This is a genomic window from Janthinobacterium sp. BJB426, assembly GCF_002735705.1.
Classification (GTDB): Bacteria; Pseudomonadota; Gammaproteobacteria; order Burkholderiales; family Burkholderiaceae_D; genus Janthinobacterium.
The window spans coordinates 63,477-86,880 of record NZ_PDZL01000018.1 but is presented as its reverse complement, the minus strand read 5'-3'; the positions used below and the strand labels follow the sequence as shown (position 1 = coordinate 86,880).

At 63.5% G+C, this 23,404-nt stretch carries 22 protein-coding genes; 10 read left to right on the top strand and 12 right to left on the bottom strand.

Going from position 1 to position 23,404, the window contains the following annotated elements:
* Positions 1-217: 217 nt before the first annotated feature.
* Complete coding sequence (locus CSQ93_RS23210; protein ID WP_099380083.1) at positions 218-595, top strand: c-type cytochrome; 378 nt, start codon at positions 218-220, stop codon at positions 593-595.
* A gap of 44 nt (positions 596-639) precedes the next feature.
* Here CSQ93_RS23210 and CSQ93_RS23205 read toward each other — a convergent pair whose 3' ends face one another.
* Positions 640-1,554, bottom strand: coding sequence for a LysR family transcriptional regulator (locus CSQ93_RS23205; protein WP_099380082.1), 915 nt, complete (start codon positions 1,552-1,554; stop codon positions 640-642).
* Between the two features lie 95 nt (positions 1,555-1,649).
* Here CSQ93_RS23205 and CSQ93_RS23200 point away from each other — a divergent pair, with 95 nt between their 5' ends.
* Entirely contained in the window at positions 1,650-2,663 is a 1,014-nt protein-coding gene (locus CSQ93_RS23200; protein WP_099380081.1) for a zinc-binding alcohol dehydrogenase family protein, read from the top strand.
* 2 nt (positions 2,664-2,665) lie between these two features.
* On the opposite strand, the gene CSQ93_RS23195 is transcribed toward CSQ93_RS23200, so the two are convergent.
* Together CSQ93_RS23195 and CSQ93_RS23190 are read right to left on the bottom strand one after the other, a co-directional pair.
* Positions 2,666-3,934: a glycerate kinase type-2 family protein gene (locus CSQ93_RS23195; protein ID WP_099380080.1), complete on the bottom strand. Its 1,269-nt coding sequence runs from the start codon at positions 3,932-3,934 to the stop codon at positions 2,666-2,668.
* A 32-nt stretch (positions 3,935-3,966) separates the two neighbouring features.
* On the bottom strand, positions 3,967-5,298 hold the full coding sequence (locus tag CSQ93_RS23190) for an MFS transporter (RefSeq protein ID WP_099380079.1): 1,332 nt from the start codon (positions 5,296-5,298) through the stop codon (positions 3,967-3,969).
* A 147-nt stretch (positions 5,299-5,445) separates the two neighbouring features.
* Between CSQ93_RS23190 and CSQ93_RS23185 the strand changes: the two genes are divergently transcribed.
* Entirely contained in the window at positions 5,446-6,660 is a 1,215-nt protein-coding gene (locus CSQ93_RS23185) for a sugar diacid recognition domain-containing protein (RefSeq protein WP_099380078.1), read from the top strand.
* Complete coding sequence (locus CSQ93_RS23180; protein ID WP_099380077.1) at positions 6,657-7,010, top strand: YnfA family protein; 354 nt, start codon at positions 6,657-6,659, stop codon at positions 7,008-7,010. Before CSQ93_RS23185 ends, CSQ93_RS23180 begins: the two co-directional genes overlap by 4 nt.
* Positions 7,011-7,016: 6 nt before the next feature.
* Here CSQ93_RS23180 and CSQ93_RS23175 read toward each other — a convergent pair whose 3' ends face one another.
* Both CSQ93_RS23175 and CSQ93_RS23170 read right to left on the bottom strand, forming a co-directional pair.
* Positions 7,017-7,418 carry a TerB family tellurite resistance protein gene (locus tag CSQ93_RS23175; RefSeq protein ID WP_099380076.1) on the bottom strand — a complete coding sequence of 134 codons (402 nt, stop codon included), beginning with the start codon at positions 7,416-7,418 and terminating at the stop codon, positions 7,017-7,019.
* Between the two features lie 69 nt (positions 7,419-7,487).
* Entirely contained in the window at positions 7,488-8,450 is a 963-nt protein-coding gene (locus tag CSQ93_RS23170) for a TerC family protein (protein WP_035826186.1), read from the bottom strand.
* 158 nt (positions 8,451-8,608) lie between these two features.
* On the opposite strand from CSQ93_RS23170, the gene nhaR reads away from it, so the two are divergent.
* Both nhaR and CSQ93_RS23160 read left to right on the top strand, forming a co-directional pair.
* Positions 8,609-9,508, top strand: a complete 900-nt coding sequence (nhaR, locus tag CSQ93_RS23165; protein WP_099380075.1) for a transcriptional activator NhaR — start codon at positions 8,609-8,611, stop codon at positions 9,506-9,508.
* A 114-nt stretch (positions 9,509-9,622) separates the two neighbouring features.
* Positions 9,623-10,963 carry a chloride channel protein gene (locus tag CSQ93_RS23160; RefSeq protein ID WP_099380074.1) on the top strand — a complete coding sequence of 447 codons (1,341 nt, stop codon included), beginning with the start codon at positions 9,623-9,625 and terminating at the stop codon, positions 10,961-10,963.
* Here CSQ93_RS23160 and CSQ93_RS23155 read toward each other — a convergent pair.
* Positions 10,953-11,402: a MarR family winged helix-turn-helix transcriptional regulator gene (locus CSQ93_RS23155; RefSeq protein WP_233516312.1), complete on the bottom strand. Its 450-nt coding sequence runs from the start codon at positions 11,400-11,402 to the stop codon at positions 10,953-10,955. The genes CSQ93_RS23160 and CSQ93_RS23155 overlap by 11 nt on opposite strands.
* Before the next feature lie 124 nt (positions 11,403-11,526).
* Positions 11,527-12,654, bottom strand: coding sequence for a toxin-antitoxin system YwqK family antitoxin (locus tag CSQ93_RS23150; RefSeq protein WP_158301337.1), 1,128 nt, complete (start codon positions 12,652-12,654; stop codon positions 11,527-11,529).
* A gap of 77 nt (positions 12,655-12,731) precedes the next feature.
* Between CSQ93_RS23150 and CSQ93_RS23145 the strand changes: the two genes are divergently transcribed.
* Positions 12,732-13,127 carry a hypothetical protein gene (locus tag CSQ93_RS23145; RefSeq protein ID WP_099380071.1) on the top strand — a complete coding sequence of 132 codons (396 nt, stop codon included), beginning with the start codon at positions 12,732-12,734 and terminating at the stop codon, positions 13,125-13,127.
* 4 nt (positions 13,128-13,131) lie between these two features.
* Here the strand turns inward: CSQ93_RS23145 and msbA are convergent, their stop codons facing one another.
* The 3 genes from msbA to CSQ93_RS23130 form a co-directional block, all read right to left on the bottom strand.
* A complete protein-coding gene (gene msbA, locus CSQ93_RS23140) occupies positions 13,132-14,967 on the bottom strand; it encodes a lipid A export permease/ATP-binding protein MsbA (RefSeq protein ID WP_099380070.1) in 1,836 nt (611 codons plus the stop codon).
* A gap of 108 nt (positions 14,968-15,075) precedes the next feature.
* Positions 15,076-15,459, bottom strand: coding sequence for a hypothetical protein (locus tag CSQ93_RS23135; RefSeq protein WP_099380069.1), 384 nt, complete (start codon positions 15,457-15,459; stop codon positions 15,076-15,078).
* Positions 15,460-15,503: 44 nt separating this feature from the next.
* A complete protein-coding gene (locus CSQ93_RS23130) occupies positions 15,504-16,466 on the bottom strand; it encodes a Dyp-type peroxidase (RefSeq protein WP_099380068.1) in 963 nt (320 codons plus the stop codon).
* A gap of 172 nt (positions 16,467-16,638) precedes the next feature.
* On the opposite strand from CSQ93_RS23130, the gene CSQ93_RS23125 reads away from it, so the two are divergent.
* A complete protein-coding gene (locus CSQ93_RS23125; protein ID WP_099380067.1) occupies positions 16,639-18,060 on the top strand; it encodes an aminotransferase-like domain-containing protein in 1,422 nt (473 codons plus the stop codon).
* Positions 18,061-18,069: 9 nt separating this feature from the next.
* On the opposite strand, the gene moaA is transcribed toward CSQ93_RS23125, so the two are convergent.
* Positions 18,070-19,137: a GTP 3',8-cyclase MoaA gene (moaA, locus tag CSQ93_RS23120; protein WP_099380066.1), complete on the bottom strand. Its 1,068-nt coding sequence runs from the start codon at positions 19,135-19,137 to the stop codon at positions 18,070-18,072.
* 103 nt (positions 19,138-19,240) lie between these two features.
* Positions 19,241-19,522 (bottom strand): helix-turn-helix domain-containing protein, encoded by a 282-nt coding sequence (locus CSQ93_RS23115; protein ID WP_099380106.1) that lies wholly within the window; start codon positions 19,520-19,522, stop codon positions 19,241-19,243.
* Between the two features lie 165 nt (positions 19,523-19,687).
* Between CSQ93_RS23115 and CSQ93_RS23110 the strand changes: the two genes are divergently transcribed.
* Positions 19,688-22,000: an FdhF/YdeP family oxidoreductase gene (locus CSQ93_RS23110; RefSeq protein ID WP_099380065.1), complete on the top strand. Its 2,313-nt coding sequence runs from the start codon at positions 19,688-19,690 to the stop codon at positions 21,998-22,000.
* Positions 22,001-22,013: 13 nt separating this feature from the next.
* On the top strand, positions 22,014-23,393 hold the full coding sequence (locus tag CSQ93_RS23105; protein WP_099380064.1) for a cytochrome ubiquinol oxidase subunit I: 1,380 nt from the start codon (positions 22,014-22,016) through the stop codon (positions 23,391-23,393).
* The last annotated feature ends 11 nt before the right edge of the window (positions 23,394-23,404 follow it).

Below are 23,404 nucleotides of genomic sequence, written 5' to 3'. Positions count from 1 at the left end.
CTTGAGGGTACGCCCAGGTTGACCTGCGCATGATTGCCATTTGCAACGAGTTGTAATCAAGCAGGATTGTTCACCAGCCCTGCGCTCGCGGGTACGGGCGCATTATGATGAATAATCTCGGATAAAATGTTATCGGGAGAATTGCGTATTGCAATGGCAGCGCCGTATTTTCTCTCGAACCAGACATTATCCATACAATACGTCCACATTAAAAGAAATGAAAATATTATTTATCGCTGCATTAGGAACGTTATCGCTGATTCAAACGCCGTCAGCCCTGGCGGAGAATCTGAATGGGAAAACGCTGTATGTCCAGCGCTGCGCCGTGTGCCATGGCGCGGAGATCAAGGGCACCGGGCCATTGGCGAATAAAAGCACGCCTCCCACGCCTGACCTGACAAGCGCCGCGTTCAAAAAACGCCTGAAGGATTATCCGGGCGTAATCGTATCGTCGGTCATACTGCGTCCGAATGGCGATTTGATTCCAAAGACCTTGAAAGAGAATGGCGTCAAGATCGCGCCATATGCCTGGCGGGTGAAGGATTTTCGCGATTTGAATCAATACATGAGTGAAGTGATTTTAAAGAATCGATGATATTCAGATGCGCGGCGGGCACCTCGCGAAGGAATAAGCTCCGCTCAATCATGCTGTTTCAATAGCTGCGCACATTTGTCGCGCAGGAAATCGCGCAACTGCAGCACCAGCGGCGTCACCTGCGCCCGGTGCGTGCAGACCAGGTGCAAGGGCGTCGCTTCGCCCGCCACCTCGGGCAACAGCGCTTGCAAACGGCCGGCGACCAGGTCGCCAGTCACGTCGAGCCGCGATTTGTAAGCGATGCCCAGGCCCGCCACGGCCCAGCGGCGCACCAGGTCGGCGTCGTCTGCGCTGCGGTTGCCGCTCACGGACACCGTCACTTGCTCGCGCTGGGGCAGGCGGTAAAAGGTCCAGCGGTCATGCAAGCCGTCTTCCAGCGCGAAACGCAGGCAATTGCGCTGCGACAAGTCTTCCAGCGCCAGCAGGGGGCCGTATTCGCGCAGGTAGGCGGGAGACGCTACCAGCACCCGGTCGTTGGCGGGCGCGATCGGCATGGCGATCAGGCTCGAATCGTCTTGCTGGCCATAGCGGATGGCCACGTCGACTTGCTGGCGCACCATGTCGGCCACCCGGTCGCTGACGCTGAGCTGGTACTGCAGTTTCGGATGGCGCAGCTGGAACTCGTCCAGCCAGCCCAGCATCAGGTTGCGGCCCAGGTCCGATGGCATGGCAATTTTCAAGGTTCCGCCGAAACTGTCCTTGCTCGCCAGCAGCGCATCGTGGCCTGCGCGCAGCAGGCGCAAGGCTTCGCGCGCGTGCTCCAGGTATTGCGTGCCTTCCGGCGTCAGGCTCAGCGAGCGCGTCGTGCGAGCCAGCAGGCGCATGCCCAGTTCCGCTTCCAGGCGCTTGACGGCGGCGCTGGCCAGCGCGGGCGAAATGCCGAGTTCGCGCGCGGCCGCCGACAAACTGCCGCGGTCGGCCGTGCGCACAAATACCTGCAAGTCATCGAGTCGCAGCAATTTTCAGCATTCCTTTGAAAGTGTTTCGGTACGCGCCCCCTGTTTCCAGGCCGGCATTGCCACCATCATACGGTATCCACTCAACGAGGAAGAACATGAAAGCCATCGCCTACCACCACAGCCTGCCCATCACGGATGCCAACGCCCTGCTCGACATCGAGCTGCCCGTGCCCGCCGCCACGGGACGCGACCTGCTCGTCGCCGTGCACGCCATTTCCGTCAATCCCGTCGACACCAAGGTGCGCAAGAACCGCGCGCCGAAAGACGGCCAGCCGGAAGTGCTGGGCTGGGATGCGGCCGGCGTCGTCACCGCCATCGGCCCCGACGTGACCCTGTTCCAGGTGGGAGATAAAGTCTGGTACGCGGGCGCCATCAACCGCCCCGGCAGCAACAGCGAATTCCAGCTGGTCGACGAGCGCATCGTCGGCCACATGCCAGCCAGCCTGGACTTTGCTCCGGCTGCCGCCCTGCCGCTGACGGCCATTACGGCCTGGGAATTGCTGTTCGACCGCCTGCAGCTCAGCCGCGACAAGAGCCTGACGGGCAAGTCCCTGCTGGTGATCGGCGCGGCCGGCGGCGTCGGTTCCGTGCTGGTGCAACTGGCCCGGCAATTGACAGGTGTCACCATCATCGGCACGGCGTCGCGCGCGGAAACGGCCGACTGGGTGAAGGAACTGGGCGCCCACCACGTGATCGACCATAGCCTGCCGCTGGCGCAGGAAATCACGCGCCTGGGTTTGCCGCCCGTCGATTATGTGATCAGCCTGAACCAGACCGACAAGCATTTCGAGCAAATCGTGGAACTCATCGCGCCGCAAGGCAAGTTCGCCCTGATCGACGACCCCGAGCACATCGATGTGCGCAAGTTCAAGGGCAAGAGCGTGTCGCTGCACTGGGAACTGATGTTTACCCGTTCGCTGTTCCAGACGGCCGACATGGTCAAGCAGCATGAATTGCTCGATGAACTGGCGCAGCTGGTCGACGCGGGTGTCATCAAGACCACCCTGGCCGAGCGCTTCGGCACGATCAATGCCGCGAATTTGAAACGCGCGCATGCCCTGCTGGAAAGCAATACGGCGAAGGGAAAAATCGTACTCGAGGGCTTCTAAACTCAGCTGATCAGGATGGCCCGGAAATCATTGACATTCGTCAAGGTCGGGCCCGTGATCACGCTATCGTCCAGCGCCTGGAAGAAGCCGTGGCCATCGTTGTTGTCGAGGCTGTCGCGGGGCTTGATGCCCAGCGCCCAGGCCCGTTGCAGGGTGTCGGGCGCCAGAACCGCGCCGGCGATGTCTTCCTGGCCGTCGACGCCATCCGTGTCGCCGGCCAGCGCGTGGATGCCCTCGTGTCCATCGAGCGCGATGCCCAGCGCCAGCAGGAATTCCACATTGCGCCCGCCGCGGCCATTGCCGCGCACGGTGACCGTCGTTTCGCCGCCCGACAGCAGCACGCACGGGGCGGGAAACGGCTGGCCCCGCTGCGCCGTTTGCAGCGCGATGCCAGCCATCACCTTGCCCACGTCGCGCGCCTCGCCTTCCAGGCTGTCGCCCAATATATACGGCGTGACGCCGGCCGCGCGCGCCACCTCTGCCGCCGCTTCCAGCGCCATCTGCGGCGTGGCGATCAGGGTCGTCTGCGAGCGCGCCAGGCGTGGGTCATCGGGTTTCACGGATTCGCCGCGCCCGCTTTCCAACACGGCGCGCAGGCTGTCCGGCAATGTGATCCCATAGCGGCGCACGATGGCCAGCGCATCCTCGCACGTCGTGGCGTCGCCCACCGTGGGGCCGGAAGCGATGTCGCCCAGCTTGTCGCCAGGCACGTCGGAAATGGCCAAAGTGATGACTTGCGCCGGATGGCAGGCGGCCGCCAGACGCCCGCCCTTGATGGCGGACAAATGGCGGCGCACGCAATTCATTTCGCCGATGCTGGCGCCAGACGCCAGCAATGCGCGGTTCAAGGCTTGCTTGTCTTCCAGGCTGATCCCCTCCAGGGGCAAGGCCAGCAGGGACGAGCCGCCACCCGAAATCAGGCACAGCACCGTATCGTCCGCCTGCAAGTTGGCGACCAGATCGAGCATGCGCCGCGCCGCGTCCATGCCGGCCTGATCCGGCACAGGGTGCGACGCTTCCACGATCTCGATGCGCACACACGGCACGGCATAGCCGTAGCGCGTGACGACGAGGCCGGACAGCGGCCCCGGCCAGTGCTGTTCCACGGCTTGCGCCATGGCGGCCGACGCCTTGCCGGCGCCGATGACGATCAGCCGGCCCTTGGGCGCAGGCGGCAAATGGGGCGGGATGCAGTGCGATGGCTGGGCCGCTGCGATGGCGGCCTGGAACATGGCTTGCAGCAAGGCGCGCGGCGCCGCGGTGGTCGTCATTGTCAATTCCTCCGGTTCGATGACAGCTTCGTTCAACGGTTCACGATGCGCGCGGGAACGCGCAGCACCAGTATGGCGCCCAGCAGCATGACTGCGGAAAGAATATACAGGGCCACGTCGGTGCCGCCCGTCGCATCCTTGATCCAGCCGACGAGGAAGGGGCTGACGAAGCCCGCCACCTGGCCCAGCGAGTTGATCAGCGCCAGGCCGCCGGCCGCCGCCGCGCTGCCGAGAAACGCCGTCGGCAAAGGCCAGAACATGGGCAGGCCGGACAGCGCACCCATGGTCGCCAGCGACAGGCCGATCAGGGCGATGACCACGTTGCCGTGCGCCTGGGTGGCCAGCAGCAAGCCGCACAGCGCCATCAGCAGGGGGCCACTCAAATGCCAGCGGCGTTCCTTGTGCTTGTCGGCCGAACGGCCCACCCAGATCATGAAGATGCTGGCGCACAGGTAGGGAATGGCGCTGACCCAGCCCACGGCCACGGGGCTGGCGAAACCCAGCGACTTGACGATGGTGGGCAGCCAGAAGTTGATCGCATACACCCCCATCTGGATGCAGAAATACACGAGGCCCAGCATCCATACGTGCTTGTTGCGCAACACGCTGGCAAAGGTGTCGGCCGTATTCGCGCTGTTGCGGCGCTGGCGTTCGTCCTCGTCGAGGTCGGCGCGCAGCAGCTGCTTTTCTTCCGTAGTCAGCCACTTCGCCTGGGCGATGCCGTCATTGAGCAGCACATACACGAGAAAGCCCAGCAGCACGGTGGGTATGCCTTGCAGCAGGAACATCCATTGCCAGCCAGCCAGGCCGCCATGGCCCGCGAACGATTGCATCATCCAGCCCGACAAGGGGCTGCCCAGCAAGCCGGAAATGGGAATGGCCGACATGAACAGGCCCATGATGCGGCCCCGGCGCGAAGCGGGATACCAGTTCGTAAAATACAGCACGATGCCGGGGAAGAAACCCGCCTCGAACACGCCCGTGATGAAGCGCAGCGAGTAAAACGCGGCCGGCGTGGTGACGAACATCAGGCAGGCAGAGGCGATGCCCCAGGCAATCATCAGGGTGCCGATGACCTTGCGCGCGCCCAGGCGGTGCAGCAGCAGATTGCTGGGCACGCCGCTGGCCACGTAGCCGATGAAGAAAATGCCCGCGCCCAGGCCGTACACGCTTTCGCTCCATTGCAGCGCATCGAGCATTTGCAGCTTGGCAAAGCCGACATTCACCCGGTCCAGGTAGTTGAACAGGTAGCAGATGAAGATGAAGGGAATCAGATGCAAGGTGACCTTGCGGTAGGCGCCTTCGCGCACGCGGTCCTGCGCGGACGCGCCGGCGGACAGGCTGGCGCCTGGTTGGGTGGTCATGGGTGTCTCCTGACTATTTTTTTATGGGATGTGACCAGCCCATCGTACAATCGACGGCAGAAACAGTCATCGTGCGGATGCCCTAAGAAATTGGGCATTCAGTCCGATGATTCCATGCAAATGCACAAGATCATAAGGCGGACACCCATGCCGAGCATCGACTTTCCCCTGGCGCAAGACATCGTGCGGCGCACCATGCACATCATTCCCTTCAGCGTGAACGTCATCGATTCGCGCGGCGTGATCCTGGCCAGCGGCGACCCGCAGCGCGTGGGGGACCTGCATCCGGGCGCGCAACTGGCGCTGGCCCGGCGCGCCAGCGTGGAAATCGGCGCGGCCGACATGGCCAGGCTGCCCGGCACGCGGGCCGGCATCAACCTGCCCCTGACGGTGCGCGGCGAGATTTGCGGCGTGCTGGGCCTGACGGGCGAACCGGACGCCGTGCGCCAGTTCGGCGAACTGGTGCGCGCCATGGCGGAAATGATGCTGGAGCAGGCGCGGCTGGTCAGCGAGCTGCAGCACGAAAAACGCTACCGCGAGGAATTCGTGTTCCAGCTCGTCTACCGCACGGGCATTTCGGACGCCAGCATGCAGGCGTGGGCGGCGCGCCTGGCGGTCGATCTGCGCGTGCCGCGCGCCATGTTCGTGCTGGAAATTCCCGCTGCGGGAGACGGCCCGGGCGAGCGGCTGGACCAGGTGCTGACGCAGCTGCAGCAAGTGCAGTCCGACCTGTCGGCCCGCTGGCCGTCACTGCTGATGGCCGTCGTCTCGCCGGGCGAACTGGTGCTGCTCGACGCCTTTCCCGCCAGCGGCCCGCAGCAGGCGCGCGCGGCACAGGCCAGGCAGCGCCTGCTCGAACTGCACCAGGTGGCGCAGCAGGCGCTCACGCCGCCCGCCACCCTGTCCATGGGCGTGGCCTTGCCGGGCCTCGATGGCGCGACGGCCTCGTATGAATCGGCGAAGCAGACGGCGCGCGTGGGGCGCGCCCGCGATGCCGGGCAAGCTACTTTTTCCTATCTGGAACTGAGCCTGCCCGTGCTGCTGTCCGGCCTGAAAGCCGGTTGGCAGGCAGAGCAGCTGCGCCAGACCCTGGCGCGCCTGCAGGCGCACGACCGCAAGTCGGGCACCCTGATGCGCACCTTGGCCGCCTGGTTCCGCCACCACAGCCATCCGATGGCCACGGCCAGGGCCCTGCACATCCACCGCAACACCCTCGATTACCGGCTGCAAAAGATCGCCGAACTGACAGGGCTGGACCTGGATGACACGGATGACCGTTTGCTGCTGTATGTTGCCCTGCAGCTCAATGAAGGCTCTCCCGTCTACAATGGCGGCTCGACTGAAAAAAAAGGAATGCAATGAACGACGCCATTGAGTGGACAGGACTGGCCCGCACCTTCGGGCTGTTTACTGTCACGGCCGTGGCCGAACTGCTGGGCTGCTACCTGCCCATGCTGTGGCTGAGCAACAAGGGCAGCGCCTGGCTGCTGTTGCCGGCCGCCATCAGCCTCTTGATCTTCGTGTGGCTGCTGACCTTGCATCCAGCCGCCAGCGGCCGCGTGTATGCCACGTATGGCGCCATCTATATCGCCACGGCGCTGGGATGGCTGTGGCTGGTGGACGGCATCACGCCCGCCTGGACCGACATCGCCGGCGTGGGCCTGGCCCTGGCCGGCGCCGCCGTCATTGCCATGGGGCACAAGACGGCTTGATGTGCCTCAGGCAGCGTGCGCGCGGAAGTTCGTTTCCGCCGACCACGCCGCGCTGGCGCGGGCCAGCAACACGGCTTCGCCATCGGCCAGCCAGTCGTCCGCGTCGGCGATCTTCCACATGGCTTGCAGCAGCTTGCGGCGCAAGTCGGGATCGGTGATTTCGTCGAGCAGGCTGTCGATCACGCCATTGGCCAGCTGCACGGCGCCATGCACGGTCGAGGTCAGCATGTCGTCACACAGGTCTTGCAGCAGTTGCTGGAAGGCGGCCGGTTCCAGGTCGATATGCTCGAGGATCTTGCTGCGGTGCATCGCTTGCAGCTCGGCGCTGGCCAGGTTGCCATCGACCACCATCATCAGGGCCAAAATACGTCCCGCTGCCTGGGGACTATTTACTTCATACGTACGCATGATTTTCTACTCTTTCTATTAGTCAATTAAAAGGCGCGCCACCGCCACGCGGGGCGCGCCGTACCACATTTACTTCTTGTCGCTGCGGGTGATGAACACGCTCGCCACGCAGCTCGACACGATCAGCACTGCCACTACCAGCAACGATGCTTCCACCGGCACGTGGTACCACGGCATGATCAGCATCTTGGCGCCGATGAACACCAGCACCATGGCCAGGCCGTACTTGAGCATGTGGAAGCGGTCAGCCACATCCACCAGCAGGAAGTACAGGGCGCGCAATCCCATGATGGCGAACAGGTTCGACGTGAAGACGATGAACGGATCCGTCGTGATGGCGAAAATCGCCGGGATCGAATCCACCGCGAAGACCAGGTCCGTCACCTCGATCAGGATCAGCACCAGGAACAGCGGCGTGACATAACGCAAACCGCCCTTTGCCACGAAGAAACGTTCGCCGTGGTCGCCATCGGCCACCCGCAAGTGGCGGCGGGCAAAACGCAGCACCGGGTTGTTCGCCACGTCCGGCTCCGCATCGGCCGCCACCAGCATGCGCATGCCGGTAATCAACAGGAAGGCGCCGAACAGGTACAGCACCCAACTGAACTCGCTCACCACCCACGCACCGGCCATGATCATCACGGCGCGCATGACAATCGCGCCCAGCACGCCATAAATCAACACGCGGCGCTGGTACTGGATCGGCACCTGAAAGGCGCTGAAGATCAGCAGGAAGACGAACACGTTATCGACCGACAGGGCTTTCTCGATCAGGTAGCCGGAGAAAAACTCCAGCGCCTTCTGGTTGGCGATCTCGGGACCGGCCGTGCCGTTCAGATACCACCACAGGCCGCCGTTGAACAGCAGGGCCAGGCTGACCCACACGAGCGACCACGTCGCCGCTTCCTTGACGCTGACCTTGTGCGCCTTGTTGCCGCCGAAGACGAACAAGTCCAGCGCCAGCATCACCAGGACAAAGGCGATGAAGCCGGCCCACATGGGTGCCGTAGCAATACTTTCCAGGCCGTTCATCGGCGGCCTCCGCAACTGTCTGTTTGTATCCTGAAGTCCATGGCACTCTCCTTGCATGAATTGAGCAGCCATCATAGTCTGAATATAAACATCGAACAAATCGAATATAATTTAAGAATACATCGAAAAACTCGATGTATTTATTGCCGGGAAATATCATGTCTACACTCAACTTCAAGCACTTGCGCTATTTCTGGATGGTGGCCAAGACGGGCAGCATCGCGCGCGCGGCCGAGCAGCTGCACCTGACGCCGCAATCGATTTCCGGGCAGCTCAGCGAGTTTGCCGACACCCTGGGCGTGGAACTGTTCCGCCGCAGCGGGCGCCAGCTGGAATTGACGGACACGGGGCGGCGCATCCTCAGCCATGCCGAAAGCATCTTCAGCACGGGCGATGAATTGCTGGAAATCGTGCGCGACCAATCGCGCACCACGACGACGACCTTCCGCGTGGGCTGCGCCGATTCCGTGTCGAAACTGATCGCCTGCCGCCTCGTCGCGCCCGCGCTGGGACTGGCCGAGCCGCTGCGCATCATTTGCCGCGAAGGCCGGCTGGCCAGCCTGCTGGCGGACCTGGCAGTGCACCGGCTCGACCTGATCATGGCGGACCGCCCCATGCCGGCCCACTTGAGCGTGCGCGGCTTTAACCATTTACTGGGCGAAAGCGGCATGACCCTGTTCGGCACGCCAGCGCTGGCCGCCACCCTGACAGGGGGCTTTCCGCAATGCCTGGACGGCGCGCCGCTGCTGCTGCCCGGCGAAGACTTCGCCATTTACGGGCGCTTGCTGCAGTGGCTGGGCGACAACAATCTGCACCCGCGCATCGTAGGCGAGTTCGACGACAGCGCCATGATGAAAGCCTTCGGCCAGTCCGGCGCCGGCCTGTTCTTTGCGCCCACCGTCATCGCGCCCCAGGTCTGCGAACAGTACGCCGTGGTGGCACTGGGCCGGGTCGACAGCCTCGTCGAGCAGGTGTATGCGATCACCACGGAACGGCGCCTGAGCCACCCGGCCACCATCGCCATCAGCCAGAGCGCGCGGCGCGAGCTGTTCGTGTAGCAGTTCCGCAACTGCAATACCAAAATTAAATCCCGCAAATACATTTGAACAAATACATCTATATAATGGCAAGTCTCCCCGACGCCCTGCGCGCCCCTTCCTGGACTTGCCGCAATGAAGCACTTGCACGATATTCCCTCTGCCTTCAAGCATGAATTTGCCAACCCGCGCCTGTGGTGGTCGCGCGCCGTCGTCGTCGGCATGGCCGCCATCGCGGGCCTCGTCGTCGTCGGTTTTACGTGGCTGGCGGAGGAAGCGCTGGACCTGTTTCTCTTTTTTAACGGCAAGGCCTGGTGGTTCGCCCTGCTGTGGACGCCAGCCTGCGCCGCCCTGCTGGTCTGGCTGACGCGCCGCTACGCGATGGGCGCGGCCGGTTCCGGCATCCCGCAAGTGATGGCGACACTGGATCCGGCCGTGGCGCCCGAGCAGCGCTCGCTATTTGTCTCGTTGAAACTCAGTGCCGCGAAAATCGGCCTGACGGCGGGGGGCTTGCTGGGCGGCTTGTCTCTGGGGCGCGAAGGCCCGTCCGTGCAAATTGCGGCTGGCGTGATGCTGGCCGCGCGCCGCTGGCTGCCGCGCCACTCGCAGGTGAGCGCCCATTCGCTGCTGGTGGCCGGCGGCGCGGCCGGCATCGCGGCCGCCTTCAACACGCCGCTGGCGGGCGTCATGTTTGCCATCGAGGAACTCTCGCGCTCGCCCGAGCAGCGCAACAGCGGCCTGATCGTGGCCGGCATCGTGCTGGCCGGCATGATGGCCGTGTCGATCCACGGCAACGCCACGCACTTCGGCATCATCCATCCCGGCCCCATCGGCCTGGCGCTGGCCTTGCCGGGTTTACTCGTCACCTTGATCGCAGGCGTGGCGGGCGGCCTGTTTGCCCGGCTGCTGCTGGCCTCCGCCCGGGGCAATCCGCTGGGAAAACTGTCCGCGTGGAGAAAGGGCCGGCCCGTGCTGTTCGCCGCCGTCTGCGGTGTGCTGGTGGCGGCCATCGGCATCGCCAGCCATGGCGCCACGTTCGGCAGCGGCACCGTGGCCACGCGCGCCATGCTGGAAGGCTCGTCCGACGTGGCGCCCGCCTTTGTTGCCTTCAAATATGTGGCCACGTGGCTGACCGTCTGGTCGGGCGTGCCGGCCGGCATCTTCGCGCCATCGCTGGCCATCGGCGCCGGCATCGGCCACGATATCGCCGTGCTGCTGCACTATCCGCACGCGCCCGCGCTGATCGCGCTGGGCATGGTGGGCTTCCTGGCCGCCGCCACGCAGGCGCCGCTGACGGCGTTTATTATTGTCATGGAAATGGTCGATGGCCACGGCATGGTGCTGAGCCTGATGGCCTGCGCGGTCGTCGCCAGCACAGTCTCGCGCGTACTCAGCGAACCGCTGTACGGGGCGCTGGCGCAATTGCAGCTGCAACGGTTGCCGCAGCAGCAAGCGGGCCGGGAAACTACATCGTAAACGGAAACGGTTGCATGCCCGCCTGCCTGTCATCGGGAGCGACGACGGCCAGCAAGGCGCTCAAGCCCTGGTTCAGGTGCGCCAGGCTGTCGGGGTCCAGCTGAGCCAGCGCACTGGGCAGCAAGCCGCGCGCCGGCTGTGGCGCGCCGGCGATCACGGCCTGTCCTTGCGCCGTCAGGGTCAGGGTGACCACGCGCTGGTCGGGCTGGTCGCGCGCCTTGCGCACATAGGCTTTCTTGACCAGCGCCTCGACCAGGTTGCTGGCCGTCGTCTGGTGGATCGACATCTTGCTGGCCAGCTCGCCCATGCGCAGTCCCGGCCGCTCCAGCAATTCCTGCATCACCCACAATTGCGCGCCCGACACGCCGCATTGTTTCTCGATCTGCGCCGAGTGGCGCTGCGCCGCGCGCATGACGACGCGCATGTTTTGCAAGGCCATGCCTTGCGCCCTGGCCAACGCCGAAACTTCCGCTTCCACCACCATTGCCTCCAGTTATCCCACCGGCTTCGCGCCTGCTGGCGGGCCGGAATCCCTGCATGATACCTGCAAAGGATGCGCTCGACTAACTGCTCGTTACAGGCTGCCCATCGCGCCACGCCTGCTCCAGCACCAGCTTGCCTGCCTTGTCCCACTGGCGCTCGATGCCGTGCTTCTTGCCGTGTTCGTACGGCACGATCTGCCGCAGGCTGCCATCGCTGTACCAGGTTTGCAGCAAGCCGTGGCGCTGGCCTTTGACGAATGGGGTCACGCTGGCGCGCACGCCGTTGGCATGCCAGTCCGTCGTGTCGCCATGGTCGCGCCCCTGCGCGTCTTTCTGCCAGGCAAACACGGGCCGGCCACTCGGCCCCCACGTTTGCAAGCTGAGCACGGCACCTTTCCGGTACAGCGTTTTGTTCGACATGACGCCATTGCCATGGCTTTCAAACGACCAGCCGTCGGGCTGGTCGTGCACCCAGACGGTTTTACCCAGCACGCTGCCGTCCTGCGCATACGTGACAAACTCGCCCTCGCGCTTGCCATCGACGAACTGTCCACGTTGGAACAGCTTGCCATCGGCATAAAACGATTCCTGCACGCCATCCATCTTGCCATTGCGTCGATACGAGCGGCTGCTGACGGCCCCATTCGCGCCATACGACACATGCTCGCCATCGGCCATCTCGTCGTCGTGATACAGCGTCTTGTACGCCAGCTGGCCATTCTCGTGGTACGTTTCAGAGATGCTGTCGCGCCCGTTCGGCAAGGCCGTCACCCGCTGCTGGACCTGGCCATTTTCAAAGTACACGCAGCCGCCCAGCAGCTCCTCGCCCTGGGCATTGAAGTAGGTTTCACGCTGCAGTTGGCCATTTTCGTAGTAGGACTTGCGAAAATGCACGAACCTGACCTGGCTCAGGTCCAGGTCCGTGGTGTAGGTTTCAAAGGCCAGCATGCCCGGCGTGTCGGGAAATTCGAGGCGCACATGCCAGGCGCCCAGCGCCTCGTCGCGCACGGGCGGCGTGCGCAGCGCATACACGGCGCGGCGCTGGTTGCTTGGCATGAAATTTTGATCCAGATACATGGTGTGGTCTTCCTCCTGTAAGGTTGGCGTTGGCGTTTGCCCTTCGGGCTGTTCCTGTGCCGCCAGTGGCAGGGCTGCGCCCATGGCCAGCGCGGCGGCCAGCAGCCAGCGCATCGTCTGTGGTGTCTGCATTGTGTTCCATTGCAATGTTATTGTGTGGGCGCCATCATAATGGAAAGCAACGTTTTCCCCCGTCACGAAAGAAATCCATGCACTTGCCCGCCGCCCCCAGCGACACCCAGATACTGGACATCATCGATGCCTGGATCTCCGACCTGGCGCGCGGCGATTACGCGTGCGCCCATGCGCGCACGGCGCACGACGCGTACTACGGCTGGACGCCGGCGCTGCTGCGCGCCGTGATCGAAGGGTATGGTTCGCCGGAGCCGTATGCGGATGGCACGGCGTATCGCGTCACGCCGGCAGCCCAAGCCAGCGGCGCGCCACATGAGCGCTGCGTCGAGCGCCTGGCTGGCCAGGACGGCGGCGCGGCGCTTGCCGAAGCGCGCCATTCGCTGCCCCTGAATGGCGTTTGGTCGGATCTGACCGCCACGTTCCGCGTGGAGGGCGCCACGCTGGTATTACAGGAAATTCACGTGTTCTAAGGTGCTAGGCCACGCCATCCTTGACGGGAGACAGCTGGCTCGCATGCAGGCGCGCATACGCGCCGCCCTGCTGCAGCAAGTCCGTGTGGCTGCCCGCTTCCACCAGGCGCCCGCCCTGCATGACGACGATGCGGTCGGCACTTTCGATGGTCGACAGGCGGTGGGCGATGACGATAGTGGTGCGGTTGCGCATCAGCACTTCCAGCGCCGCCTGCACGGAACGCTCCGACTCCGTGTCCAGTGCGCTGGTCGCTTCGTCGAGCAGCAGGATCGGCGCATCCTTGTACAGGGCGCGGGCGATGGCCAGGCGCTGGCGTTGCCCGCCCGACAGGCGCGAACCGTTCTGCCCCGCCTGGGTCTCGTAGCCCTGCGGCAACTGCATGATGAAGTCGTGCGCGTAGGCGGCGCGCGCCGACGCTTCGATCCTGTCCTGGTCCGGGGCCGGGTCGCCATACGCGATATTCGCCGCCATCGTGTCATTGAACAAAATCACATCCTGGCTGACGAGGGCGAACTGGCGCCGCAGAGCCAGCAAGGCGTAATCGCGCAGGTCCACGCCGTCGAGCAGGATCTGGCCGCCGCTGACGTCATAGAAGCGCGGCAGCAAGCCCAGCAAGGTTGTCTTGCCACCGCCGGAGCCGCCCACCAGGGCCACCGTTTCGCCGGCGCGGATGTCGAGCGTGATGTCGCTCAAGGCCGTGGGCGCATCGGGATCGTCGCTGTTGTAGCGGAAGTTGACGTTCTGCAGGGACAGATTGCCGTGCACCGTGACGGGCGCGATGGTGCCCGGGTCCGGTTCCAGCGGCGTGTCGATCAGGCCGAAGACGGACTCGGCCGCAGCCAGGCCCCGCTGCAGCGGCTCATTGATCTTCGTCAAATTCTTGATCGGCGACTGCATCGCCATCAGCGCGCCCATGAAGGCAACGAAGGCGCCCGGCGTGATGGCGCCGCTTTGTGCGCGCAGCATGGCGAAATAGATGACGGACGACAGGGTAATGCCGACGAGCATCATGATGAAGCCGGAATTCATGGCCGAGGTAGCTGCATGCTTGACGGCCAGCTGGCGGTTGCGCTTGACCACGTTGACGAAGCGCGCCTGTTCATAATCCTGGCCGCCGAAGATTTTCACGACGCGCTGGCCGCCGATGCTTTCGTCGAGCACGGACGTCAGCTCGCCCACGGCTTGCTGCGAACTCTTGCTCAGGTGGCGCATGCGGCGTCCCGCCAGGGTCACAACGATGGCCACGATGGGCATCGAGGCCATGCAGAACAGGGCCAGCTTGACGTCAATGCTGAACAATAAAATCAGGTAGCCGACGGTGGCGACGGAATCGCGCACCATCACGTTGAGCACGTTCAAGCCCGCCTGCGACACCTGGCTGGCGTCGAAGGCCACGCGCGACTGCGTCAGGCTGGTGGTGGTGGTATCGAAAAAGCGGCTGGGCAGGCGCATGATGGTGGCGAACATCTTTTCGCGCAAATCGGCCTGCACCCGGCTCGATAACCAGACGGAACCATAATCGCCGGCAAAGCTCGACACCATGCGCAGCACGGCCAGGCCCAGGATGGTGGCGGGAATCACCCACAAGTCCACCTGCCCCGCCTGTGCCGGCAAGAAACGGTCGACCCAGCCCTGCAACATGCCCATCACGCCGGACGCGGGCGCGACCTGCGTGCTGGCCGTCGCGCGCATGGCGTCGACGACGTTTTGCAACTGGCGGATTAACAACACATCGGTGGCGGACGCCACGCCCACGGCCAGCAAGGTGGCGGCAACGATGGCGCCATAGCGGCGAAACTGGCCGGCCAGGCGGAAGAACAGGAGGCGACTTTGCTGCATGCAGGTGAGAAAAGTGAGGGTAAAACGTGATTCTAACCGCTGCAACACTTACTTATGAGAAAGTCGTACCTTGCCGGTGCAGAACCGGCAAGGGAAATGCACGGACGATCAGCTCTTCGCCACTTTCCAGGCGGCCGTGCCGGCCTTGCAGACCGTCAGCTTGAGGGTCTGTTCCTGGCCCTTGGCGCTCAAGCCCACCTGCACCTTGCGGCACGTTTGCGCCTCCGTCTTTTGCGTATCGCTGGCCGTGATCTCGGCGGCGATGCGCACGGAATTGCGCAAGCCTTCATTGCTCCATTGCACGGTTTCGCCATCCTTCTTGTCATTGAGCACGTCGGTGACGGCTTTCACGAAGACGGGCTTGTCGTTCTTGTTCAGGTAGGCCATCGGCGTATCGGCCAGGAAACCCAGGCCGACGGCGGAGGCGGAAGCGCTGAAGACGACGCTGCCGAAGATCAGGGCGGACAGCAGTGTGGCGGGACGAATACGCATGGAAAACTCCTTTAAAGTGAAAATAGGGACCGCCGGAGCGGTCCTTAGCCGGGATCCGCCGGCGAAATACCCACGGCCAGCAAGGCATCGATGCTGGGCACAAAATAGATCGCCGACGACAGCGCCGTGGAAAAATCCAGCAGCCGGTCCGTCTTGGTGACGCCATCATAGCCTACGCCGTACATTTGCCGCAGCATGCCCATGGTCACCGTGATGTCCTTGCAAAAACCGACAAACATGACGCCCGCCTCGCCGGCATTGGCGTAATTGGCATTGCGGCGCACGATATCGACTTCCTCGCCATCGCGGATGAACTGGTTGCGGCCCACGTGGGAATCGACGGGCAGCGGCGACAATTCATGGCTGCCGGCCTTGGTGCGGCCCCACACCTGCTCCGCCGCATGCACAGGCAAGGCGCGCAGGCGCTCCACATCCATGCGCCACTTTTGCAGCAGCACGGTCGAACCGCCTGCGCCCGCTTCGCCATCCGGAATGATGGCCACGCCGTTGGCGCGAAACGGATTCGGATTGGCGACGCCGTCGGCAAAACCGTCGAAGGTCACGTTATTGTGATACGGAAAACACACCTGCTCGCTGGCCAGCTCGGCGAAGGGACTCAAAAGCGTGAGCGTCGTGCGCATGCTGTCGTACAGGGTGGCCGCGTTCGACTGCGTGATCCAGACCCAGAAATCGTGCTGCGTGGCCGGCGCCGTCTTGCCATTGGCGCCCACCAGGTCTTGCGCGAACGAGGCCATGTTGTCCGGCACGCAGCCGGGGCAGGCGGCGCGCCACAGCTCGGGCTTGAATCCCAGCACCACATTGGCCGTGCCGCCCGTCAACTGATGGTGGCGGTTCAGGGTGGGATCGAGGATACCCGTGACTTCGGACTCCCACAGCTTTCCAAGTAACTTGAACAGCTGCCGCAGGTCGACGCCGGCCTTCACATTGAACTGCAAATGCACTTCGTCGCGCGCGACGACCGACAACATGCTTTGTGGAATTGCCATAACCAATATTCCTCTTTTTGTTTTCTATGTGGATCTTAAACCAGAAGTGCCGGATGGCAGTTTCATTTAGGCAACATGCTTTAGGCAACATGCGATAACTGTAACTATAGGTAGTCATGAATTGGACGATAATGCAATGACGTAGAGCAAGAATAAGAATGGATACCATTGCATGAAATTGTATGAAAAGCTCGTCAGCGACATCGAGCAACTGGTGGACAAGGGCGTGCTCCTGCCCGGCGAACGCATTCCGTCCGTGCGCCAGACCAGCCAGCAGCACAAGCTGAGCATCACCACGGTGCTGCGCGCCTACGTCAAGCTGGAAGGCATGGGCGTGATCGAAAGCCGGCCCCAGTCCGGCTACTTCGTGCGCCAGCGGGCCAGCGATGCGGCCACACCGTCCTTGTGCATGCAGGCTTCGCATCCCAGCCCCGTGCCGGCGGAAGTGCACGTCAGCCGCCTGGTGCTGTCGACCCTGCGCTCGATCGGTTTGCATGACGCCATACCGCTGGGCTCGCCCTACCCCGATCCGTCGCTGTTTCCGTGGGAACGCATCAACCAGTATGCGGGCACCGTGGCGCGCCGCAACCGCGCGTGGAGCGTGACGGACGACCTGCCGCCGGGCAACCCGCAGCTGATCCGCGAAATTGCCCGCCGCCACATGGAAAACGGCCTGGCCGTCGATCCCGACGAAATCATCGTCACCGTGGGCGCCACGGAAGCCATCAACCTGTGCCTGCAAGCCGTGGCCAAGCCGGGCGACACCATCGCCGTCGAGTCGCCTACCTTCTATGCCATGCTGATGGCCGTCGAACGGCTGGGCATGAAAGTGGTGGAAGTGTCCACCGATCCGTATGAAGGCATCAGCATCGAGGCGCTGGCCGACATCATGGCCCAGCAACCGATCGCCGCCGTCATGGTGATGCCGAACTTCCAGAATCCGTTGGGCTTTCAAATGTCCGACCAGCGCAAGCGGGCCCTGGTCCAGCTGCTGGAGCAGCACGATGTGCCCGCCATCGAAAACGGCGTCTACAACGAGCTGTACTACGGCGACGCCCACCCGTCCTCGCTCAAGTCCTACGACCGCAAGGGCCTGGTGCTGCACTGTTCCTCGTTTTCCAAAAGCCTCAGTTCCGCGCAGCGCGTGGGGTGGGCCCTGGCCGGACGCTACCGGGGCAAGGTGGAGGAACTCAAATTCCTCAACACCCTGGCCACGTCCTCGTTTCCGCAGCTGGCCATCGCCGAATACCTGCAAAACGATGGCTACGAACAGCATCTGCGGCGCACCCGCAAGGCCTATGCCCAGCAGGCGCGCATCATGGCGGCCGCCGTGCAGCGCTTCTTTCCTGCTGGCACGAAAATCTCGCACCCGCAGGGCGGCTACGTGCTGTGGGTGGAATTGCCCGGCGACATAGATTCCATGCAGCTGTACCGGCGCGCGCTGGAATGCAAGATCACGGTGGGTCCGGGGCGCATGTTTTCCGTCAGCCAGGCCTACAAGCATTGCATCCGCCTCAACTACAGCTATCCGTGGAGCGTGGGCGTCGAGCAAGCCATTATCCTGCTCGGCAAACTCATCACCGAATTCCTCTAGCCCCATCCTTCATCCGCCCACCAGCGACATGCGCACGGTGGGATACTGCTTGCGCCCGCCAAGCTGGGCCAGTGCGCCGCGCACTTCCGAGTAGCGGTCGCCACGCCGCTGCCAGTGCTGGCGCAGCAGGGTTTCCAGCCCTTGTCCGGTATCAAGCTGGGGCAGCAGGTCGAGGCCGTCCTGGGCGAACAAACAGGTAAACAACTTGCCGTCCGACGAGACGCGCACGCGGCTGCAGTCGCCGCAGAACGGCTGCGACACGCTGGAAATGAAGCCCACTTCGCCGCCGCCATCGAGATAACGGTAGCGGCTGGCCGTCTCGTGCAGGACAGGCTTGCCTTCGCCCAGCGACACGAGGGGGAATTCGGCGGCGATCAGCGCGCGCGCCGCCTCGGACGTGACGACGTGCGTGCGCGACCAGGCGCCGATGCCACCCACGTCCATGAATTCGATCAGGCGCAGGATCACGCCCGTGTGGCGGAAATGGCGTGCCAGCGGCACGATCTGGCTGTCGTTGACGCCTTTCTGCACGACCATGTTGATCTTCACGGGGTTCAAGCCCACGGCTTGCGCTACCTCAATACCGTGCAGCACTTTCTCGACGGGAAAATCGACGCCATTCATGCGCTGAAAAATGCCGTTATCGAGACTGTCGAGGCTGACGGTGACCCGGTCCAGGCCCGCATCCTTCAGCGAGCGCGCCTTGGCCGCCAGCAAGCTGCCATTCGTCGTCAGCGCGATGCTCACGGCGCGCCCGTCCGGCGTGGTGAGCTTCGCCAGCGTCTCGATCAGCTGCTCCAGGTTCTTGCGCAGCAGCGGCTCGCCGCCCGTGATGCGGATTTTATCCACGCCCAGACGCACGAAGGCGCGCGCCATGGTGTCGATCTGCGCGAAGGACAGGCGCTCGCTGGAGGGAAGAAACGGGTAATCGCTGGGGTACAGTTCGGCCGGCATGCAATAGGTGCAGCGGAAGTTGCACTGGTCAATGACGGAAATGCGCAAGTCCGTCAGGGGGCGACCAAGCATGTCCACGCACGGTTCAATATGGTCTGGCTGCGGATACCTGATGGTGTTCATTGTGCTTCCCCTTGATGTGCGTTCGTCTGGAAGTAGCATAGGACGAATGCAGGCACTCAAGGAGGTACAGTCCGGCGCCAGGCGATAGAGTACAGATTCGGCTTTACTCTCCTGGTGGCGCGAACACGCTGGCGCACAGCTCCGCGCCCGCCGTACTCAGCGAAGCGCTGCCGCCGCCACTCTCCGCCGTCGTTACGCTTGCCAGTCCCGCGCTGGACAGCGCATTGAGCTGGCGCAGCAAAGTGCTCATCTGCACTCCTGCCCGCTTGGCCAGCTTGGCCAGCGACCACGGTTTCTCCGGCGCCTCCTGCCGTGCTTCCCACAGCAGCGCCAGCAGGGCTATCAGCGCCGCGTCGACTCCGTCCTCCTTGTCTTCCTTGTGCATGTTTTTCTCCTTGTGCACATCATAAATCACGGCCGGCGCCGGCGCGACCGGCATCGTCGTCTTGCCATCTGTACTCTGTTTTTTTGTCCGGAACTGTGCGCCTACGGGGCGGTTCGCCGCCCCTACCATGTGATTGTCCCATCGCATATCACCAGGAGAGTCATCATGAGCAAGCCAAAGTCCGACGCGCGCATCGCGCCCTACACCCATGCCGCGGCCGGTTGGGGTGCCCTCAAGTATGTGGCCATCAACCTGTTCAAGGAAAAAGTCAGCGCGGGCAATTACCGCTCGCTGTTCGAGCAAAACCAGCCCGACGGTTTCGACTGTCCCGGCTGCGCCTGGCCCGACCGCGAACACGCGTCGACGTTTGAATTCTGCGAAAACGGCGTCAAGGCCGTGGCCGCCGAATCGACGAGCAAGCGCGTGCGCCCAGAGTTTTTCCAGGAACACACGGTCACCGAATTGATGGAGCAGTCGGACTATGATCTGGAGCAACATGGCCGTTTGACGGACCCCATGGTGTACGACTCTGCCAGCGACAAATACCAGGCCATTTCCTGGGACGACGCCTTCGCCCTTGTAGCGCACCACTTGCACGCGCTGGACGATCCGAACCAGGCCGCCTTCTATACGTCTGGCCGCGCCAGCAACGAAGCCGCTTTCCTGTATCAGCTGTTCGTGCGCGCCTACGGCACCAACAATTTCCCCGATTGCTCCAACCTGTGCCACGAAGCGACCAGCCGCGGCTTGCCGGAAACGGTCGGCATCGGCAAGGGAACGGTGCTGCTGGACGACTTCGAACATGCGGACACCCTGCTGCTGTTCGGCCAGAATCCCGCCACCAACCACCCGCGCATGCTGGGAGAATTGCGCGAAGCGTCGCGCCGTGGCGCCACCATCGTGTCCATCAACCCATTGCACGAACGGGGCCTGGAGCGCTTCACGAGCCCCCAGCATCCGCTGGAAATGCTCACGGGCGGCAGCACGAACATCTGCTCGCTGTTCATCTGCCCCACCCTGGGCGGCGACTTCGCGCTGATCAAGGCCATGGCCAAGCGCGTCGTCGAGCTCGATGACGCGGCCATCGCCCACGGCCAGGAGCGCGTGCTCGACTGCACCTTCATCGCCGAGCACACGAAGGGCTTCGAAGCGTTCGCGGCCGACCTGCGCGCCGAAAGCTGGGACTTGCTGCTGGCCGAATCGGGCGTGGCGCGCGACAAGATCGAGGAACTGACGCAGATCTATGTGAAGGGCAAGGCCGTCATCGCCACCTGGGGCATGGGCGTGACGCAGCACAAGAATTCGCTGGCCACCGTGCAAATCCTGTCGAACTTGATGATGATGCGCGGCAATATCGGCAAGCGCGGCGCGGGCCTGTGTCCCGTGCGCGGCCACTCGAACGTGCAGGGCGACCGCACCATGGGCATCGAGGAACAGCCGACCAAGGAATTCCTCGACCGCCTGGGCCTCGTCTTCAACTTCGAGCCGCCGCGCCACCACGGCTACGACGCCGTCGGCACGATCGCAGCCATGCTGGAAAAGAAAGTCAAAGTGTTTGTCGCGCTCGGTGGCAATTTCTCGATGGCCACGCCGGACACGCCGCGCACCTGGGGCGCGCTGCGCTCGTGCGACCTGACCGTGCACATCGCTACCAAGCTCAACCGCAGCCATCTGGTGCATGGCAAGGATGCGCTGATCCTGCCGACTTTGGGCCGCACGGAAATCGACGTGCAGGAAGGCGTGGCGCAAGGCGTGACGGTGGAAGACTCGATGAGCATGGTGCACATCTCGTTCGGCATGAACCAGCCCGCCTCGCCCAATCTGCGCTCGGAAATCGCCATCGTGGCCGGCATGGCGCAAGCGACCGTGGGCAGCGAAAAGATCGACTGGCTGCGCTTTTCCGGCAACTATGCGCTGCTGCGCGATTCCATCGAGCAAGTTTTTGACGACTTTTTCGACTACAACTTGCGCGTGGCCAAGCCAGGCGGTTTCCACCTGAAAATCGCCTCGCGCGAACGCGTATGGAAGACGGACAGCGGCAAGGCGCAATTCCTCGTCAACGCCGTGGAACTGGACACGCCGATCCACCGTGCGCGCCAGCAATATGGCGAGCGCCTGATGGTGCTGATGACGACGCGTTCGCACGACCAGTACAACACGACGATCTATGCCATGGACGACCGCTACCGCGGCGTGTTCGGCCAGCGCCGCGTGGTTTTCATCAACAAGGACGACCTGGCCATGCTGGGCTTTGCGGCCGGCGACTGGGTCGACCTGATCGGCGTGTGGCATGACGGCATCGAACGCCGCGCCGACCGCTTCCTGCTGGTCGAGTACGACATCCCGCGCGGCTGCATCGGCGCCTACTACCCGGAAACCAATCCGCTGGTGCCGCTCGACAGCGTGGGCGAAGGCTCGCGCACGCCGACCTTCAAATCCATCCCCGTGCTGCTGTCGCCTTCGGCCGCCCTCAGTTGATCAGGAGAACGCCATGTTCGGTTTCGATACCCTGGACCTGTCGCGCGCGCAATTTGCGATGACGGCCATCTTCCACATCCTGTGGCCCATATTGACGATCAGCCTGTCGCTATTCCTGTTTGTCGTCGAGGCGCTGTGGCTGCGCACCAGCGACCCCGTCTACTACCGCCACGCGCGCTTCTGGAGCAAGCTGCTGGTGCTCAACTTTGCCGTCGGCGTCGTCAGCGGGATTCCCCTGGAATTCCAGTTCGGCACCAACTGGGCGCCGTTCTCGCACCATTCCGGCCAGTTCATCGGCAACATCCTCGGCTTCGAGGGCGCCATGGCCTTCATGCTCGAGGCGGGCTTCATCGGCGTCATGATGTTCGGCTGGGGCCGCGTACCGAAAGGCGTGCACCTGTTTGCCACCGGCATGGTGGCGCTCGGTTCCAGCATTTCCTCGTTCTGGATCATGGTCGCCAATTCCTGGATGCAGACGCCGGCCGGCGTGCGCGTGGTCGACGGCAAGATCATCGTCACCGATTATGTGGCCGCCATCTTCAATCCCGACATGGCCTGGGCCGTGGGCCACATGTGGGTGGCGGCCGTGGAAACGGGCTTGTTCGTCATCGCCGGCATTTCCGCCTGGTATATGTTCAAGCGCCGCGAGCCGGCCTTCTTCGCCCGCTCGTTCAAGCTGGCGCTGATGTTGCTGCTGGTGATCGCACCGTTGCAAGTGTGGCTCGGCGATTCGAGCGGCGTCGACGTCTTCAAGACCCAGCCCGCCAAGGGCGCGGCCATCGAAGGCCACTGGCACACGAACCGCGATGGCGAAGGTGCGGCCTGGTCCCTGCTGGCCTGGCCCAACCAGGCGGAGCAAAAGAATGACTGGTCCATCGAAGTGCCCGGCATGCTCAGCGTGATCGCCACGCATAGCGCCACGGGCAAGATCACGGGCCTGGCCGACATCGCCCGCGAAGACCAGCCGCCCATGCTGCCGCTACTGTACTACGCTTTCCGCGCCATGGCCGGCATCGGCATGTGGTTTGTGCTGCTGTCGTTCTGGACCTTCGTGGCCTGGCGCAAGGTGGGCGGCCGGGTGGAAGAGTTCGTGCGCAAGCGCAAGCTGCTGCTTGCCTGGGTGCTGACGATACCGCTGCCGTATATCGCCGTCGAGTGCGGCTGGATCGTGCGCGAAGTGGGACGCCAGCCGTGGGTCGTGTACGGCTTGCTGCGCACGCGCGACGCCGTCTCCGACGTGGCGGCCCATGCCGTGGCCGGCAGCATGCTGATGTTCTTCGTGTTTTACATCGTGCTGTTTGTCACTTTCTTTGTGTTTGCCAAAAAATGGCTGCAACAAGGCCCGGATGTGGCGCTGCCGCTGCCGGACGCTGCACATGCCGTGGGGTACTGAAGTGCGCCGCT